The sequence below is a fragment of the Pseudohalioglobus sediminis genome (assembly GCF_008370495.1).
Classification (GTDB): domain Bacteria; phylum Pseudomonadota; class Gammaproteobacteria; order Pseudomonadales; family Halieaceae; genus Halioglobus.
Map to the genome: position 1 here is coordinate 267,026 of NZ_VTUX01000003.1, position 13,654 is coordinate 280,679.

14 protein-coding genes are annotated in these 13,654 nt (G+C 60.1%); 6 read left to right on the forward strand and 8 right to left on the reverse strand.

The window, feature by feature from the left end; all coding sequences use genetic code 11:
- Nucleotides 1–3: 3 nt before the first annotated feature.
- Together F0M18_RS07825 and F0M18_RS07830 are read right to left on the reverse strand one after the other, a co-directional pair.
- On the reverse strand, nucleotides 4–540 hold the full coding sequence (locus tag F0M18_RS07825; protein WP_262500870.1) for a mechanosensitive ion channel family protein: 537 nt from the start codon (nucleotides 538–540) through the stop codon (nucleotides 4–6).
- Nucleotides 537–1,025, reverse strand: coding sequence for a DUF1003 domain-containing protein (locus F0M18_RS07830; RefSeq protein ID WP_149610851.1), 489 nt, complete (start codon nucleotides 1,023–1,025; stop codon nucleotides 537–539). Before F0M18_RS07830 ends, F0M18_RS07825 begins: the two co-directional genes overlap by 4 nt.
- A 162-nt stretch (nucleotides 1,026–1,187) precedes the next feature.
- Here F0M18_RS07830 and bamE point away from each other — a divergent pair, with 162 nt between their 5' ends.
- From bamE to F0M18_RS07845, 3 genes are all read left to right on the forward strand, one after another.
- Nucleotides 1,188–1,544, forward strand: coding sequence for an outer membrane protein assembly factor BamE domain-containing protein (bamE, locus tag F0M18_RS07835; RefSeq protein WP_149610852.1), 357 nt, complete (start codon nucleotides 1,188–1,190; stop codon nucleotides 1,542–1,544).
- On the forward strand, nucleotides 1,522–2,130 hold the full coding sequence (locus tag F0M18_RS07840; RefSeq protein WP_149610853.1) for a hypothetical protein: 609 nt from the start codon (nucleotides 1,522–1,524) through the stop codon (nucleotides 2,128–2,130). Before bamE ends, F0M18_RS07840 begins: the two co-directional genes overlap by 23 nt.
- 120 nt (nucleotides 2,131–2,250) lie before the next feature.
- Nucleotides 2,251–2,625: a phage holin family protein gene (locus F0M18_RS07845; RefSeq protein ID WP_149610854.1), complete on the forward strand. Its 375-nt coding sequence runs from the start codon at nucleotides 2,251–2,253 to the stop codon at nucleotides 2,623–2,625.
- Between the two features lie 2 nt (nucleotides 2,626–2,627).
- On the opposite strand, the gene F0M18_RS07850 is transcribed toward F0M18_RS07845, so the two are convergent.
- The 4 genes from F0M18_RS07850 to F0M18_RS07865 all read right to left on the reverse strand — a co-directional run bounded on the left by F0M18_RS07850 (nucleotide 2,628) and on the right by F0M18_RS07865 (nucleotide 7,527).
- Nucleotides 2,628–3,500 carry a DMT family transporter gene (locus F0M18_RS07850; RefSeq protein ID WP_188109641.1) on the reverse strand — a complete coding sequence of 291 codons (873 nt, stop codon included), beginning with the start codon at nucleotides 3,498–3,500 and terminating at the stop codon, nucleotides 2,628–2,630.
- Between the two features lie 73 nt (nucleotides 3,501–3,573).
- On the reverse strand, nucleotides 3,574–4,455 hold the full coding sequence (locus tag F0M18_RS07855) for a TIGR03619 family F420-dependent LLM class oxidoreductase (RefSeq protein ID WP_149610856.1): 882 nt from the start codon (nucleotides 4,453–4,455) through the stop codon (nucleotides 3,574–3,576).
- A gap of 92 nt (nucleotides 4,456–4,547) precedes the next feature.
- Nucleotides 4,548–6,320, reverse strand: a complete 1,773-nt coding sequence (locus F0M18_RS07860) for an acyl-CoA dehydrogenase C-terminal domain-containing protein (protein ID WP_149610857.1) — start codon at nucleotides 6,318–6,320, stop codon at nucleotides 4,548–4,550.
- A gap of 127 nt (nucleotides 6,321–6,447) precedes the next feature.
- Nucleotides 6,448–7,527: an SMP-30/gluconolactonase/LRE family protein gene (locus F0M18_RS07865; RefSeq protein ID WP_188109642.1), complete on the reverse strand. Its 1,080-nt coding sequence runs from the start codon at nucleotides 7,525–7,527 to the stop codon at nucleotides 6,448–6,450.
- Between the two features lie 286 nt (nucleotides 7,528–7,813).
- Here F0M18_RS07865 and F0M18_RS07870 point away from each other — a divergent pair, with 286 nt between their 5' ends.
- Together F0M18_RS07870 and F0M18_RS07875 are read left to right on the forward strand one after the other, a co-directional pair.
- Nucleotides 7,814–8,608, forward strand: coding sequence for a methyltransferase (locus F0M18_RS07870; protein ID WP_149610859.1), 795 nt, complete (start codon nucleotides 7,814–7,816; stop codon nucleotides 8,606–8,608).
- A gap of 144 nt (nucleotides 8,609–8,752) precedes the next feature.
- A complete protein-coding gene (locus F0M18_RS07875) occupies nucleotides 8,753–10,078 on the forward strand; it encodes an MFS transporter (RefSeq protein WP_149610860.1) in 1,326 nt (441 codons plus the stop codon).
- Between the two features lie 24 nt (nucleotides 10,079–10,102).
- Here F0M18_RS07875 and F0M18_RS07880 read toward each other — a convergent pair whose 3' ends face one another.
- Together F0M18_RS07880 and F0M18_RS07885 are read right to left on the reverse strand one after the other, a co-directional pair.
- Nucleotides 10,103–11,050, reverse strand: coding sequence for an NAD(P)H-dependent flavin oxidoreductase (locus tag F0M18_RS07880; protein WP_149610861.1), 948 nt, complete (start codon nucleotides 11,048–11,050; stop codon nucleotides 10,103–10,105).
- A 159-nt stretch (nucleotides 11,051–11,209) separates the two neighbouring features.
- The gene (locus tag F0M18_RS07885; protein WP_149610862.1) at nucleotides 11,210–12,316 is read right to left on the reverse strand and encodes a zinc-binding dehydrogenase; all 1,107 of its coding nucleotides are present in this window, start codon (nucleotides 12,314–12,316) and stop codon (nucleotides 11,210–11,212) included.
- A 256-nt stretch (nucleotides 12,317–12,572) separates the two neighbouring features.
- Between F0M18_RS07885 and F0M18_RS07890 the strand changes: the two genes are divergently transcribed.
- The gene (locus tag F0M18_RS07890) at nucleotides 12,573–13,646 is read left to right on the forward strand and encodes an MBL fold metallo-hydrolase (protein WP_149610863.1); all 1,074 of its coding nucleotides are present in this window, start codon (nucleotides 12,573–12,575) and stop codon (nucleotides 13,644–13,646) included.
- The last annotated feature ends 8 nt before the right edge of the window (nucleotides 13,647–13,654 follow it).

Here is a 13,654-nt window from a genome sequence, read left to right on the forward strand (position 1 = left end):
GTCTCATGAACCGCCCTCCTGGCCTTCCTGTCCTGCTTCCGTACCCGGCAGGGGCAGTTTGTCAGCCCCCGTCAGTTTGACCACCGCCTTCTGCAAAATAAGCGTGTTCGGATAGGTGATGAGGTTCTCACCCTGCCTGATCAATACGTGAAACAGGGTGATTTCTTCAATGACCCCGGATATGTCGTCGTCCTTGTCGACCACTTTGACAGCATCACCGACCCGGTAGGGAAAGCTGAAGAAGATAATCAGGCTCGCCGTGATATTACTCAGGATCGACCACTGTGCGAACAGGGCGACACCGATAACCGCAAACATGGACGAGAGAAACACCGACAACTGGGAATACTCGATGCCCAGCAACATCAACAGGACAATCAGGAAAAACGCGGTTATAGAGAGATTAAGCGTTTTGCTGATGTACTTTATGCGGTAGGTATTGACCGACTTGTTGGCACCGATTTTCTCGATGGTGCGCGCAACAAAGCCCAGCATCAGAAAGTAGGCAATAACAACTGACAGCGTAATAAGAAACTTCACGACGAGCTATCTCCTTCGCGCAGGGCGTCGAGCTTTTCATGCACGCGCATCATCTGCAATTCCAGTTTCAGGTTGATCTCGAAGGCCGCGTCCTGCTTGATGCGGTCCTTGGCGGCCTGCCGGTTCTGCGACATCATGATGATTGGCGCCTGGAAAGCCGCCAGTGTTGAAAGACCCAGGTTCAACAGTATGTAGGGGTACGGGTCGAAAGCAGTCCCGGTGATCAACCAGTGCGTGTTGATCAGTATCCAGATGACAATAAAAGCGAAAAACAGCCCGATAAATTTCCACGAGCCGCCAAACCTGGCAACCATATCTGCCAGTCGCTGGCCAACCGAGAGTGAATCAGAGAAGGTGGTGTTGACGTTCTCTGCCACCGTGGTGTGCTCGGCAATGCTGTCTATCACTTTTTGCTCTGCGGGCTGTAAGTCACCGTATGGTTGCCCCAGCAATGCCCTGGCCAGATTCTCAAAATACTTCTTCATCTTTTGATCCCCCCGGACCTGCGATGGCGAAAAGTGCATAGCATAGGGGTCAGTGCGCGAATTCTCCAGAGCCGTTTCCCTGCTATCCGCGACATTGGTATGCAGGGGCGAAAAATTGCCTTATTCTCTTTGGCTACCGCATTGACCAGAGGCCCCCTCATTATGGCAACAATCAGCAGGCTGACCGCCGCCCTCGCACTACTGACGCTGCTGGCGGGCTGCGCCCAGTATGATAACCAACGCGGCGTTGACGTCTCCTGGCAGCCGGCAGTGCTGGACACGCTCGAGGCAGGCAAGACCACGCGCGGTGACGTGCTGGAGATACTGGGGCCGCCATCGCAGATTATCGCCCTGGGTGATGAGACCGTGCTGTATTACCTGTTTGAACGCACCGAGGGCAACGGCCTGATACTGGTTGCCTACAACCGGTTTGTCACCCGCACCCACTACGATCGCGCCGTGTTCTTTTTTGATGATGCAGAACGCCTGACCGACTATGCCACGTATCTCAAGCAATAGTTCGAGAGGCCTGCTCTGCCTGTGCCTGCTGACGCTGCTATCCGCTTGCAGCCAGTGGCGACATGAACTGGGACCGGAACTCAGTGAGGCCCTGACCCCGACGCCCGCGCTGACACCGTCGTTGTCGTCTGTTATGGACCGCCTAGGGCCACCGATGCGAATCTCCGCCACCGCAGACGGCTACGTGATGGCCTGGGAGCACTGGCGGGTCAGGGAAGATGCCATAGGCATCAGCCTCGGTGTACTCGGCGCCGATATGTTATCCCTGGACTGGGGCGATGCGCGCATGCAGGGCGAGTACATCGTCGCCACCTTCAATCACCAGCATGAGTTAACTGCAGCGGCCTACTCGACCTGGGACTCCGGAGCGGGCGGCGGCAGCGCGTTGCAACCGTTTATCGGCGTGTCGCTGGTAGAGGTGGACGATCTCCTCGAAAAAATGCCCCAGCACCGCTGGGGTGGCGCAAACCTGGAAACCCTGCCCAGGGCATTGAACACGCCCTCCCGGCCCGATATGGGCCAGGGCGGCATACAGCAGCGCGGCACACCCACGGGCATCGGACAACAAACGCTGGAAATGGACTGAGCGTAAGCAGCTTGTGAGCCACCCGCAGTCATTGCATAACCCCAGCGACAGGATCAGCTCACCCGTTAAAGAGCGGTGTCGCGGTTGGCGTGATGCCGGCAACGGTGCTACTTTAAAGCCATGATCGGTTTCGTACTCAGAACAGTAATTATCGGGCTCGGGATATGGCTCGCGGCTTACCTGGTGCCGGGCGTCAGCGCCCAGTCCACCGGCGCGCTGGTTTGGGCGGCCATCGCCCTTGGCCTCATCAATGCATTCGTGCGCCCGGTACTGGTTGTGCTTACCCTGCCCTTTACCATCCTGACGCTGGGATTGTTCCTGCTGATCCTTAACGCGGGCATGCTGAATCTGGCAGGCTGGTTTGTTGACGGCTTCGACGTGACCGGGTTCTGGAGCGCGGTGTTCGGCGCAATCATTGTCAGCCTGGTGAGCTGGCTCTGCTCCAGCTTTATCGGCCCGAAGGGGCGCTACGAAGTGCTCGTGGTCAAACGCTGAAGCTAATCGGCGAAGCGCCCCACAGTGCGCCTGCGTGACTGTGACAGGGCTATTCCGGCAAAGATCACCAGCAAGCCGATAAACTGGTAAGGCTGTGCCGACTCCCCCAGAAACACCGCGCCTGCTGCAAAAGCGATCGCCGGGATCAGGTAGTTGATCACCGATAGAAAACTCGGCCCACAATCCGAAACCACCTTGAAATAGACCCAGGTGGCCAGGCCGGTGGCGAACACCCCCAGAGAGATGGACGCGACCCAGGCATCCAGGCCCGGCTCCAGCGTCCAGGGCCTGTCAACGACCAGGACCAGGGGCAACAGCACCAACGCACCGGCCAGTAGCGAGCCGGCTGCGACCACGAGAGTCTCTATCGGCGGCAAGCGCTTGGTGTAGACCGAGTTCACAGCGTAGGACAAGGTGGCGGCGAGCACTGCGAACTGCGCCAGCAACTGGCCGCCGCCAAGACCGCTGAGCACATCTGTGCCCACCAGGATGGTCACTCCCAGGAATCCCACCACCACGCCAAACAGCTTGCGTGTGGTGAGTTGTTCGTGAGCGACGTAGAAATGCGCCAGCAGCACAGTACTGAGTGGCATCAGTGCCATGAGTAGCCCCGCCTGGCCGCTGCTGATACGCGTTTCCGCCCAGGTAATGAGCGTAAAGGGCAACAGGTTGCCACACAGCGACAGCAACACGAAGCGGCCCCACCAGCCCAGGTCGCCGGGCAGACGCCCGCCCTGCCAGCGCATGAACAGGTACAGCACCGCCGCGCCCACCGCCAGGCGCAGCCAGACGATGGTCAATGGAGGGAAGCCGCGCAGCGCGACGGCAATAAGGTAGAAGGCGAGCCCCCAGAACAGGCTCAGGTACAGCAGCATCAGCCAGTGTACCGGCCTTGGCGATTGCATCACGACATGGCGTCTCGCAACGGCGCGTTAGTCACGCGCGCGTTCAACCTTCACGGTGAGGGCGAATGACGTTTTCGGCATACCAGTTGATCATGCCGATTTTCTCTTCGACACTCTGGGTGTCGGGCTCTGCGTCATAGGGATTGCGAAACGCGATGATCACTTCGGTGACCCCGGCATCAGCCAGGTCAGCCAGCCCCTCTACCGAGTAGGCGGCTTCGGTCATGGCGTGGTATTCAAAGGGGGCGTTTTCGCGCCCGAAGTCCTTCTTGAATGCCTCGATCTGGGCGATCATATCCCGCAGTTCCTGTAAGGAAGAGCCGGCGGACACCCAGCCGTCGCCCAGCTTCGCGGCCCGGCGCAGGGCCGGCTTGGCGTGGCCACCCACCAGCAGCGGAATATGGTGCTCCGGTACCGGGCAGAGCTTGATCGGATCGATCTGGAAAATCTCGCCCTGGTAGCCAAAATAGTCACCGCTCATCAGCCCGTTGACGATTTCCATCATCTCGTCCATGCGCTTGCCGCGCTTTTCCCACGGTACCTGGCAGGCCAGGAAATCCTCGGGCCAGGGGCTGATGCCGACGCCGAAGCCGAAGCGATCCCCGATCATGACACCCAGGGTCGACAGCTGCTTCGCGACCACCACGGGTTGGCGCACGGCCAGCTTGACCACGGACGTGGTAAACCTGAGCTTCTCAGTGCGCGCGGCGAGATAAGGGATAGCGACAAAGGGCTCGAGGAACGGCACCCCATCGAGAAAGTCGCGGGTGCCGTCGTCGTTGTAGGGGTACACATCCGAGCCTTCCTTGGGGTAGCAGATGCTGTCGGGGAAGGTGAAGGTGTCAAAGCCCGCCTCCTCTGCCGCGATTGCCAGGGGCAGGTACTGTTCGGGTGGGCACATGGTTGCGTGGTAGGCAAATTTCATAAGCGGTTTCGCTCTGGTTTTTCTTTTAGGAAGCCAGCATCTTACGCCTGTAGATGGCCAGCGTGAAGCGACTCAGTAAACTGCGGCGGCGCTCAGGCCGCCCAGTATTCTTCCTGCATCGCCATCATGCTTTCCTTGCCGCTGGTAATGTCGCGCAGCAACCACTCGGCCTCGGGAAGCAGCTTCTCGAAGTAATAGCGGGCCGATACCAGCTTGCCGTTCAACATGGCCTCGTTGCCCTCTCCACGATCCAGTTTTTCCTGCGCCGTGGCAGCCATCCGTGACCACAGATAGGCAAGCATGACCAGCGCCACCAGCCGCAGGTAGGGTGAGGCGGCGGCCGCGGCCTGGTCCGGATCGGGGATACCCTGCTCCGCTATCCAGCCGGTGGCGTGCTCCAGTGCCTGTATGCTCGATGTCAGCTGGTCAGCATAGGGCGCAGACTCTGCTCCGGCCCAGGCCTTGAGCAGGGCAAACAGTCGCACCACCAGCCTGCCTCCCGCCATACCGAGCTTGCGGCCAACAAGGTCCAGCGCCTGGATACCGTTGGTGCCCTCGTAGATGCGTGCGATACGGCAATCTCGCACCAGTTGCTCCAGCGGCCAGTCGGTAGTAAAGCCGGCGCCACCCAGCACCTGCAGGCCGACGTTGGCGTTGTTGAAGCCCTCATCGGTAAGAAACGCCTTCACCACAGGCGTGAGCAACTGCACGAGGTCGTCGGCCTCCTCTCGCACTGTGGCGTCCGGATGCGCAACCGACAGGTCGAGCTGGTGCCCGGTGAAAAGGGCCAGGGCACGCATACCCTCGTTCAAGACTTTCTGGCGCATGAGCATGCGCCGCACGTCGGGATGCACAATGATCGGGTCTGCCGGTCCGTCCGGGTTGGCGGCGCCGGTCAACGCCCTGCCCTGCAGCCGTTCACGGGCAAAGCCGAGACTTTCCTGGTACGCCATCTCGGCAATCCCCAGTCCCTGCATGCCCACCATGAGGCGAGCTTCGTTCATCATCGTGAACATCGCACGCATGCCGTCGTTAGCCTCACCAACCAGCCAGCCGCGCGCAGATTCGAAATTCATGACGCAGGTCGCCGAACCCTTGATACCCATCTTGTGCTCGAGGCCGCCACAGTACACGGGATTGCGCTCGCCGCTGTCGGGCAGGACCTTGGGCACCAGGAACAGTGAAATCCCCTTGGTGGTATCAGGCGCACCGGGCAGTTTGGCCAGGACCAGGTGCACGATGTTGTCGGCGAGGTCGTGCTCGCCGCCAGTGATCCATATCTTGGTACCCTCGATGAGGTAGGTGCCGTCGTCCTGCGGTGTAGCCCGGGTACGAATCAGGCCGAGGTCGGTGCCGCACTGCGGCTCGGTAAGACACATGGTGCCGCTCCACTCCCCGCTGACCAGCTTGGCCAGGTAGGTCTCCTTGAGTTCGTCTGCGCCGTGTGCGTGCAAGGCGCTGATCGCACCGTGAGTCAGGCCCGGATACATACCCAGTGACAGGTTGGTGGAGCAGACCATCTCGTCCACCACGAACTTGAGCACATGGGGCAGGCCCTGACCGCCCCACTCCACCGGTGCGTCCAGTGCCGTCCACCCGGCCTCAACAAACTGCTTGTAGGCTGCCTTGAAGCCTTCCGGTGTGGTGACCACGTGAGTCTCCGGATCGTACTGGCAGCCCTGCTGGTCACCAGCCTTGTTTATTGGATGCAGGACCTCGGCGGAAAACTTGCCCATCTCGTCGAGGATGGTCACGATCAGTTCCGGTGACGCATCGGTGTACTTGTCGAACTGGCTGAGGTTGCCGACGCCGAGTACGTCGAGCAACACAAACTGCATGTCATTCAGGGGGGCCTGGTAGTTCATCGCTGCCTCTGTGTCTCCATCTCACTGGCCGACACCCGTTGCCGGCCACCATATTGAATCGCAATATGGTCTCTGTGAGATTACGACAGCAGCAGGCGCCCAGATCACCCGACGGGTTGCCGCCTCATCATGGCGCGCTGCCGAAGTCAGGGACTGAAATCAGCCTGTCGCCGACAAATGACCCCAGGTAGACACGCCCTCCCTGGGGTACAGCCACGGTCGCAGCGCCCATGGGTGCACCCCGGTGCGCGAACACCGTCTCATGCGCCATCGTTTCGGGATCAATGGCAACCACCTCAAAGCCGGCTCCGCAGGGGCGTTCCTGGGCAGAGAAACAGGACAACAGGTTGACCATGCTGTCCCTGTGCACCACCACCCACAACCTGCCGTCACTGCCCCAGGCGTTGTTGTCACCGCTGGCCACCGGTGCAGTGGCTACTACTTCGCCCGTATCTGCGTCCACTTTCCAGACCTCGCCGGTAAAGTACATGTTGGCAAAGACGTAACGCTCATCAGGCGAAATTTCGATACCGTTGGGCTGGTTTGCCTCGGTACCCGGCAAAACACGCAATCCGCTGTCGCGATTCCAGCGCCATAGATCCCCCGTGTTCCTGCCAAGGGCACTGAGCAATTTTTCTGTCATGCCCTCGGTATGCAGCATGCGCGTGTAGATCAGGTCGCCATTCTTCAGCCCTACTACATCGTTAATGAAAGTCTCGGGGGCGGCCTGCACACAACCGCGCCATGCCAGCTCTGTGGTCTCACCCTGCCCCGTGACTTCGAACAGCTCTATGGTCTCCGGACCACCATGGTTGACCACGAGGTAGCGCAGGCGGCCATCGGTCAGGCGGTGCAGGTGTGTGCCGTGCGGGCTGAATACTTCAGCAACAGGCGGCGCACAGTCCGGCTCGCCCCAGAGTTCCTCCACCACCGCGGGCACAGCACCGGCTGGCGGAAACAGGCGCCTGGAATTTTCGCTCTGTGTATCAAACAGGGACAGTGTGCCGGTGCCGCCATGCATGCCGCCAAAATTCGCCAATAACAAGTGACGCCCATCCGGCAGCGCAGCAATGTCTTCCGGTGACTGCATCCCGCAAACAGGCCGGATATCACCGGCGCTGGCGCAATCCTGGATGTGCATTGCGTCATCGACGCAGCCGGCCAGGATCAGCGTGGCGCCGAGCAGCGTAGCTTTGATTGAATTCATAGGTTCTCCACCTGCAGGTTTCCAGTTATCTATTCTTTGGCAAAGTCTACACCAACCCTGTTGTTGCTCGCGCCCGCAAGCCCCGCGCCCGGTCAGCGCCCGCACCATTGTCGACCCAGGCACGGCTGACGGGTGAGCATTGCAGCGGACGCAGATATCAATGTCATCGGTCTTTCCCGTCCTAGGCCGGCAACCGGGTAGCGGGCATCATAGCTTCCATAGTAGCGCTACCTGCACCGGCAAGCGTGGCCGGCGCCCCAGCGCGCACCTGTTGAGGAGAAAGAGTATGGAATGGCTGATGTCTGCCGAGGTTTACCACTACGTGTTGCTGGCCAGCTTTGTCTATGCCGCCGCGATCCTCGTCGGCGCGTTCATAGCCAAGGCACCTTATGGCAAACTCGGCTCCGAACGACGCGGCATCAACCTGTCGCCGCGGCTGGGCTGGTTTTTGATGGAACTCCCCGCCACGTTGAGCTTCCTCTGGTTTTACCTGCACGGCCAGAATGCCGGGCAGGTGGTACCGATGATTTTTCTCGGCATCTGGTTACTGCACTACGGTAACCGTGGTTTTATCTTCCCACTCCTCATGCGCGTACCGCGCGGCGCCAAAGGCACTTTTTCTCTCGTCGTCGTGGTCTCCGGGATCTTCGTTACCACACTGCACGGCTACCTCAACGCCGTTTTCATCTCACATCTCAGCACCCATATGACGCCGGAGTGGCTGACCGACCCGCGTTTCCTGCTGGGCATGAGCATCTACTTCACCGGCTTCATCCTCAATATCCACTCCGATGCCATCATCCGCAATCTACGCAGCAAGGAAGAAGTAGAGCGTGGCGACAAGGTTTACCGGATTCCTGCAGGCGGCCTGTTTCGTTACGTCACCAACCCGAGCTATTTCACCGAGCTGTTATCATTTACCGGTTTCGCCATTGCCACCTGGTCGCCGGGCGCACTGTTCGTACTGCTGGTAAGTGCCGCCAACCTCGTACCCCGCGCTTTCCAGGTGCACGCCTGGTACAGGAAAAAGTTTGCGGACTATCCACAGGAGCGCAAAGTACTCATTCCGTTTCTGCTGTAAGGGTAGCGCCACCCACAAGACCGGCTACACGCGAGGCAAGAAGAGGCTGACCCGGGACTGCCGCGGCATCCACTGTTTGCCACGGTGACACCTGAAAAAGTCGCGGTGGGCCAATCGCCCATCTTCGGCGTATCATTGAGCGCCATGAGCAAAGACCCTTCGGAAACTATTTACACCCTACTGGTTGAGGATGAAGACGCGCGCGTTTGCCGGGACATTCCGGATGACGCCTGTTCTGAGCAACCCTCAGCCTTCGTGCGGCAACTGCTGGCGCAGACACTGACCAAGATCGGCGATGCGCTCACCTCCAGCCGCCTGGTGCTGGCCTGGATGCTATCGAGCATCGGCTCGCCACCTGTTTTCATCTCCCTGCTGGTACCCCTGCGCGAATCGCTGTCGCTGCTACCGCAGCTGTTCATCGCCCAGTGGATCAGGGAACATGCTGTGCGCAAGTGGTTCTGGGTGGCTGGCAGCGTCGGCCAGGCGCTCGCGCTCATCGCCATGGTCGTGGCGCTACTGACCTTACCTGGCAACATCGCCGCGCCGACTATTGTCTTCCTGCTGGCATTGTTCAGCCTGTCGCGGGGTGTCTGCTCAGTAGCGGCCAAGGACGTATTGGGTAAAACCATCTCCAAGTCCCGGCGCGGCAGGCTGACAGGAATGGCCGCCTCCTCGGCAGGGATGGTGACGCTTGGGGTAGCGATCACCCTGCTGGTTTTCTCCTCGAGCGGCAGCGCCCCGGCCGACCAGGCTGACACCTGGCTGTTTGCGCTGCTCCTGGGCAGCGCCGCCCTGCTCTGGCTGGCCGCAGCGGCGATCTACGCGGGCATCCCGGAAGTGCCCGGCGCCACTGAGGGCGGCGGCAACGCCTTCTCCGAGGCGATCAAGAGCCTCACTCTGCTCACGACAGACAGGGACCTGCTGCACTTTGTACTGGCAAGAATGCTGCTGGTGGCGACGGCTTTCGCCATTCCCTATATCGTGGTGATCATCCAGCAGGGAGGCAATGGCGGCGTCAGCAAGCTCATGTGGTTGTTGCTGGCTGAAGGCGCGGCCGGCCTGCTGTCAGGCTCGCTGTGGGGACGCTGGTCCGACAGTTCATCACACCATGTCATGGCAGCGGCGGCGGGTCTTTGCGCCCTGGTCATCGCCGCAGCGTTGCTGTGCATATGGCTGGCACCTGACGCCCTGTCGCAGGCGGTTGTGGCGGGTGGGCTCATTTTCACTGCCGCTGTGGCGCACCAGGGCGCCCGTGTTGGCCGGAAAACCTACCTCGTCGACCTGGCCACTGCGGAGAACCGATCCAGTTATACCGCCGTCAGCAATACCGTGATCGGCCTGTTCCTGTTGAGCGGAGGCCTGCTGGGCGTTGTCGATACGCTGTACGGCGTGAGTACCGTACTCATGCTGCTGTTGGGGACCTGCCTGGCGGCGATTGCCCTGTGCCTGTCGCTGAAACCGGTAGATTGATACCAGCGCCCGAACGCCCCCGCGCTATGCGCCGTAACGCGCTGCCATTGCGTTCACCGCGTCATAAAAACCAGTGACCGTGTCCTGCACGATCTGCTCTGCCGTCCTGACCTCATCGATGCGTCCCACCACCTGGCCGGACAGCGGAATGGCTGCCTCCATGTCGCCGCCGAAATACAGCTCGTTGACGCCCGCGAAATGCTCCATGGCATTGAACGCCCCGAGGGGCAGGAGTTCAGCCGTGCGTGCTGTACGCAAGGCGCGCAGCGCCGGCCGCGACGCCTGGTTGAGAAAGACGGTATCGGTTTCCCGGGCACTGACCACAGCCTGCTTCCAGTTGTCATGTACCGGCGACTCCGCACAGCTGAGCATGCGTGTGCCCATCTGCACGCCCTCGGCGCCCATGGCAAAGGCACCCGCCATTGACAGGCCGTCGCACATACCCCCGGCAGCAATAATCGGCACGTCGGTGCGGGACCGGACCAAGGGCAGCAGCACCATGGAGGATACCGGGCTCGGGTTTTTGAAACCGCCGCCTTCTCCACCTTCGACCACCAGGCCATCCACGCCACAGTCAAGGGCTTTCAACGCCATCTCCAGCGTGGGCACCACGTGAAACACGGTGATACCGGCCTCCTGGAACAGACGCGTACAGACGTTCGGGCTGCCCGAGGAGGTGGTGACGAACTTGATGCCCTGCTCGATCACGAAGTCGATAATGTTGCTGCCCTTGACGTACGACAGCGCCACGTTCATGCCGAAGGGCTTGTCAGTCAGGTCGCGCATCTTCGCCACTTCATTGCGGATGTTATCAAACTCACCGGATGCGGTTTCGATGATACCCATGCCGCCTGCGTTACTCACCGCCGAGGCAAGCTGCGCGCGGGCTATCCAGCCCATCGGGGCCTGGATGATCGGGTAATCAGTACCCGTCATTTCGGTAACACGATTTTTGATCGGACGCGCCGTCATTGATTGACTCCTCTGTTAGCGGGTTTTCTGCACGGGCTGGGTAAAACAGCGGTGCCGCACCACTGCGACCCTACGCGGCACCCAACGCCGCCACGTGCCCCGTTACGGACACACGGCGGCATGACATTGCCTTTGGGGTGAACTGGTGCGTTGGCGCACTCAGGCTTGCGGTGTTACCAGGTATTTCTCGCCGGTTTTCATCAGGCGGTAATCCAGCACTGCTTCCCGGGTCAGCATTTCCTCCAGCGACACGCTGCGCTTGTAGGAGCTGGCAAAGGTCGAGGTGAGCCCGTCGAGCACACGTTGGCGCATGCGTATCACCGTCTCCATGCCCGCATTTTGCAGGAAGGGTGTCAGCAGCCAGCCCGACAGCGTCCAGCCAAAGCCGTAGGCCGGTGTGAGGATGGTCGGCCCCATGTCCAACCTGCCGTAGATATACATCTTCTTGGGCTGATCGGAGCCGTAGCGCGAATACTCGCTCATCTTCTTCACTGCAACCTGTTCCATTGCCCGGAAGCAGGTATCGGCCAGCTTGCCGCCGCCAATCGGGTCAAAGCCAAAATAGGCGCCGGTGGCATCGATCTGCCCGCATAGTTGATCAAAGAAATCGTCTTCGGCGGAGTTGACGATGTGCTTCGCATCCAGGCCGGAGAGCAAATCGACATGCTCCTGCTTGCGCACAATATTGACCAGGGGAATATCGTCCTCCTGGCAGATTTTGATCAGCATTTGTCCGAGGTTTGACGCCCCCACAGTATGGATGATCGCGCCCTGCCCTTCCTTCCTTGCAGTTTCCACGAAGCCCAGCGCGGTCATCGGGTTGACGAACGCCGAGGCGCCATCCTGTGACGAGATATCACCCAGCGGGAGGCACATCGCTGCGTCGGCGATGCAGTACTGCGAGTAAGCGTTGCCCGGTACACACGCGACACGCTGACCGACCAGTGCCTGTGCAGATTCGCTGTCACCTGCCGCCACCACGGTGCCGGCGCCCTCATTACCCACCGGTAAGCGCAGGCCGTGGCGACCTTTTTGCGCGCTGTTGAACGGTTCCGGCATGCTGGCAACAAACTTGCCTGGCGAATACTCCGCATTTTCCAAATCTGCGGCGCTGGTCAGCAGCGCCAGGTCAGAAGGATTGATGGGAGCGGCTTCCATCCGGACCAGCACCTGGTTACCGCTGGGATCTGCAAACTCGGTTTCTGTCACCTCTACTGTGAGTTTGCCATCTGCAAGCGTGCTGAATAGCTGTTTTCCTGTGGTCATTTTGTGCTCTCCTGCTGTCGGTATAAGGCCCCGGTGAAATGCCGCCCGTGTGACGGGGAATCAACGCTGGTATATAGTTTCACTCAGTGTAGACGCTTTATTACTCTAATACTCCAGGGCGGGCGCATTATGCTACAGCCGGGCGCGTCCGGGGCAAACTTTAACGCAATTCGCGGCTGATGACTGGTTTATGGCACAAATTGCGCCACCATCTCTCAGCGTACAAGACATAACACCAGAGACACCGGGGCAGACCATGAAAAGACGCTTGCTCATCCTGACGCTTACTCTCACTTTCGCCTTTATCATCCTCTATTACCAGCGAGCTAATATCGCCGCGATATTGCTGGAAAGAGGCATGGCATCGCGCCTGGCGGCAGATACGATCGCGGAGCTCGAAGACGGCCTCCACCTGGCCCTGTGTGGAGCGGGCGGTCCTATGCCGGGCCCCAGGGCGTCGGGTCCTTGCGTTATCGTTGTTGCCGGCAAGAACCTGTTTGTCGTGGACGCCGGCACAGACGGTCCACGCAACCTGTTACGCCTTGGCTACCAACCCGGAGCAATACAGGCCGTTTTCCTCACCCACTTTCACTCGGATCACATCGACGGGCTAGGCGAAATGAGCACCCTGCGCTGGGCCGGCGGCGCCAACACAGCGCCCCTGCCCGTGTATGGCCCCAGCGGAGTGGAACGCGTGGTAGACGGTTTCAATGCGGCCTACGCCCAGGATTTCATCTATCGCAACGAACACCATGGTGACCTTGTCGCGCCGTTGAGTGGTGCCGGCATGCGAGCTGTGCCCTTTACCACGCCCGCCACAGGCGAACTGGCCCTGGTTTATCAGGATGATGGTCTCCAGGTCGAAGCACTGGCCGTGGATCATTCCCCTGTAGAGCCTGCGGTGGGATATCGATTTAGCTACAAGGGCCGCAGCTTGCTGATCACCGGCGACACCGTGAAACTCGCCAACATTGAAGCGTTTGCCAGGGGGGTCGACCTGTTGGTGCACGAGGCTCTCGCGCCCAATCTTGTCAAATTGATGCAGGACAGTGCTGAAAGCCTGGGCAACTCCACCATGGCCAAAATCAGCAGTGACATTCCCGATTACCACGCCAGCCCGGTCGATGCCGCGGAAACCGCCCGCGCTGCTGGAGTCGGCCACCTGCTTTACTATCATATCGTGCCGCCACTGGTACTCCCGGGACAGGACCTGCTCTACCTCAATGGCGCAGAGAAGATTTTCCCCGATTACACCCTCGGGGAAGACGGGGTCAGCTTTTCGCTGCCGGCCAACAGTACTGAAATAAGGCTTACCCGCAAAGGGATGTAGGCGTATGA

Coding starts and splice junctions, on each gene's coding strand:
- F0M18_RS07840 (WP_149610853.1), top strand. CDS start 1,522: ATGCCACGTATCTCAAGCAATAGTTCGAGAGGCCTGCTCTGCCTGTGC.
- F0M18_RS07865 (WP_188109642.1), bottom strand. CDS start 7,527: ATGAATTCAATCAAAGCTACGCTGCTCGGCGCCACGCTGATCCTGGCC.
- F0M18_RS07870 (WP_149610859.1), top strand. CDS start 7,814: ATGGAATGGCTGATGTCTGCCGAGGTTTACCACTACGTGTTGCTGGCC.
- F0M18_RS07890 (WP_149610863.1), top strand. CDS start 12,573: ATGAAAAGACGCTTGCTCATCCTGACGCTTACTCTCACTTTCGCCTTT.
- bamE (WP_149610852.1), top strand. CDS start 1,188: ATGGCAACAATCAGCAGGCTGACCGCCGCCCTCGCACTACTGACGCTG.
- F0M18_RS07830 (WP_149610851.1), bottom strand. CDS start 1,025: ATGAAGAAGTATTTTGAGAATCTGGCCAGGGCATTGCTGGGGCAACCA.
- F0M18_RS07880 (WP_149610861.1), bottom strand. CDS start 11,050: ATGACGGCGCGTCCGATCAAAAATCGTGTTACCGAAATGACGGGTACT.
- F0M18_RS07860 (WP_149610857.1), bottom strand. CDS start 6,320: ATGAACTACCAGGCCCCCCTGAATGACATGCAGTTTGTGTTGCTCGAC.
- F0M18_RS07885 (WP_149610862.1), bottom strand. CDS start 12,316: ATGACCACAGGAAAACAGCTATTCAGCACGCTTGCAGATGGCAAACTC.
- F0M18_RS07845 (WP_149610854.1), top strand. CDS start 2,251: ATGATCGGTTTCGTACTCAGAACAGTAATTATCGGGCTCGGGATATGG.
- F0M18_RS07875 (WP_149610860.1), top strand. CDS start 8,753: ATGAGCAAAGACCCTTCGGAAACTATTTACACCCTACTGGTTGAGGAT.
- F0M18_RS07850 (WP_188109641.1), bottom strand. CDS start 3,500: ATGCTGCTGTACCTGAGCCTGTTCTGGGGGCTCGCCTTCTACCTTATT.
- F0M18_RS07855 (WP_149610856.1), bottom strand. CDS start 4,455: ATGAAATTTGCCTACCACGCAACCATGTGCCCACCCGAACAGTACCTG.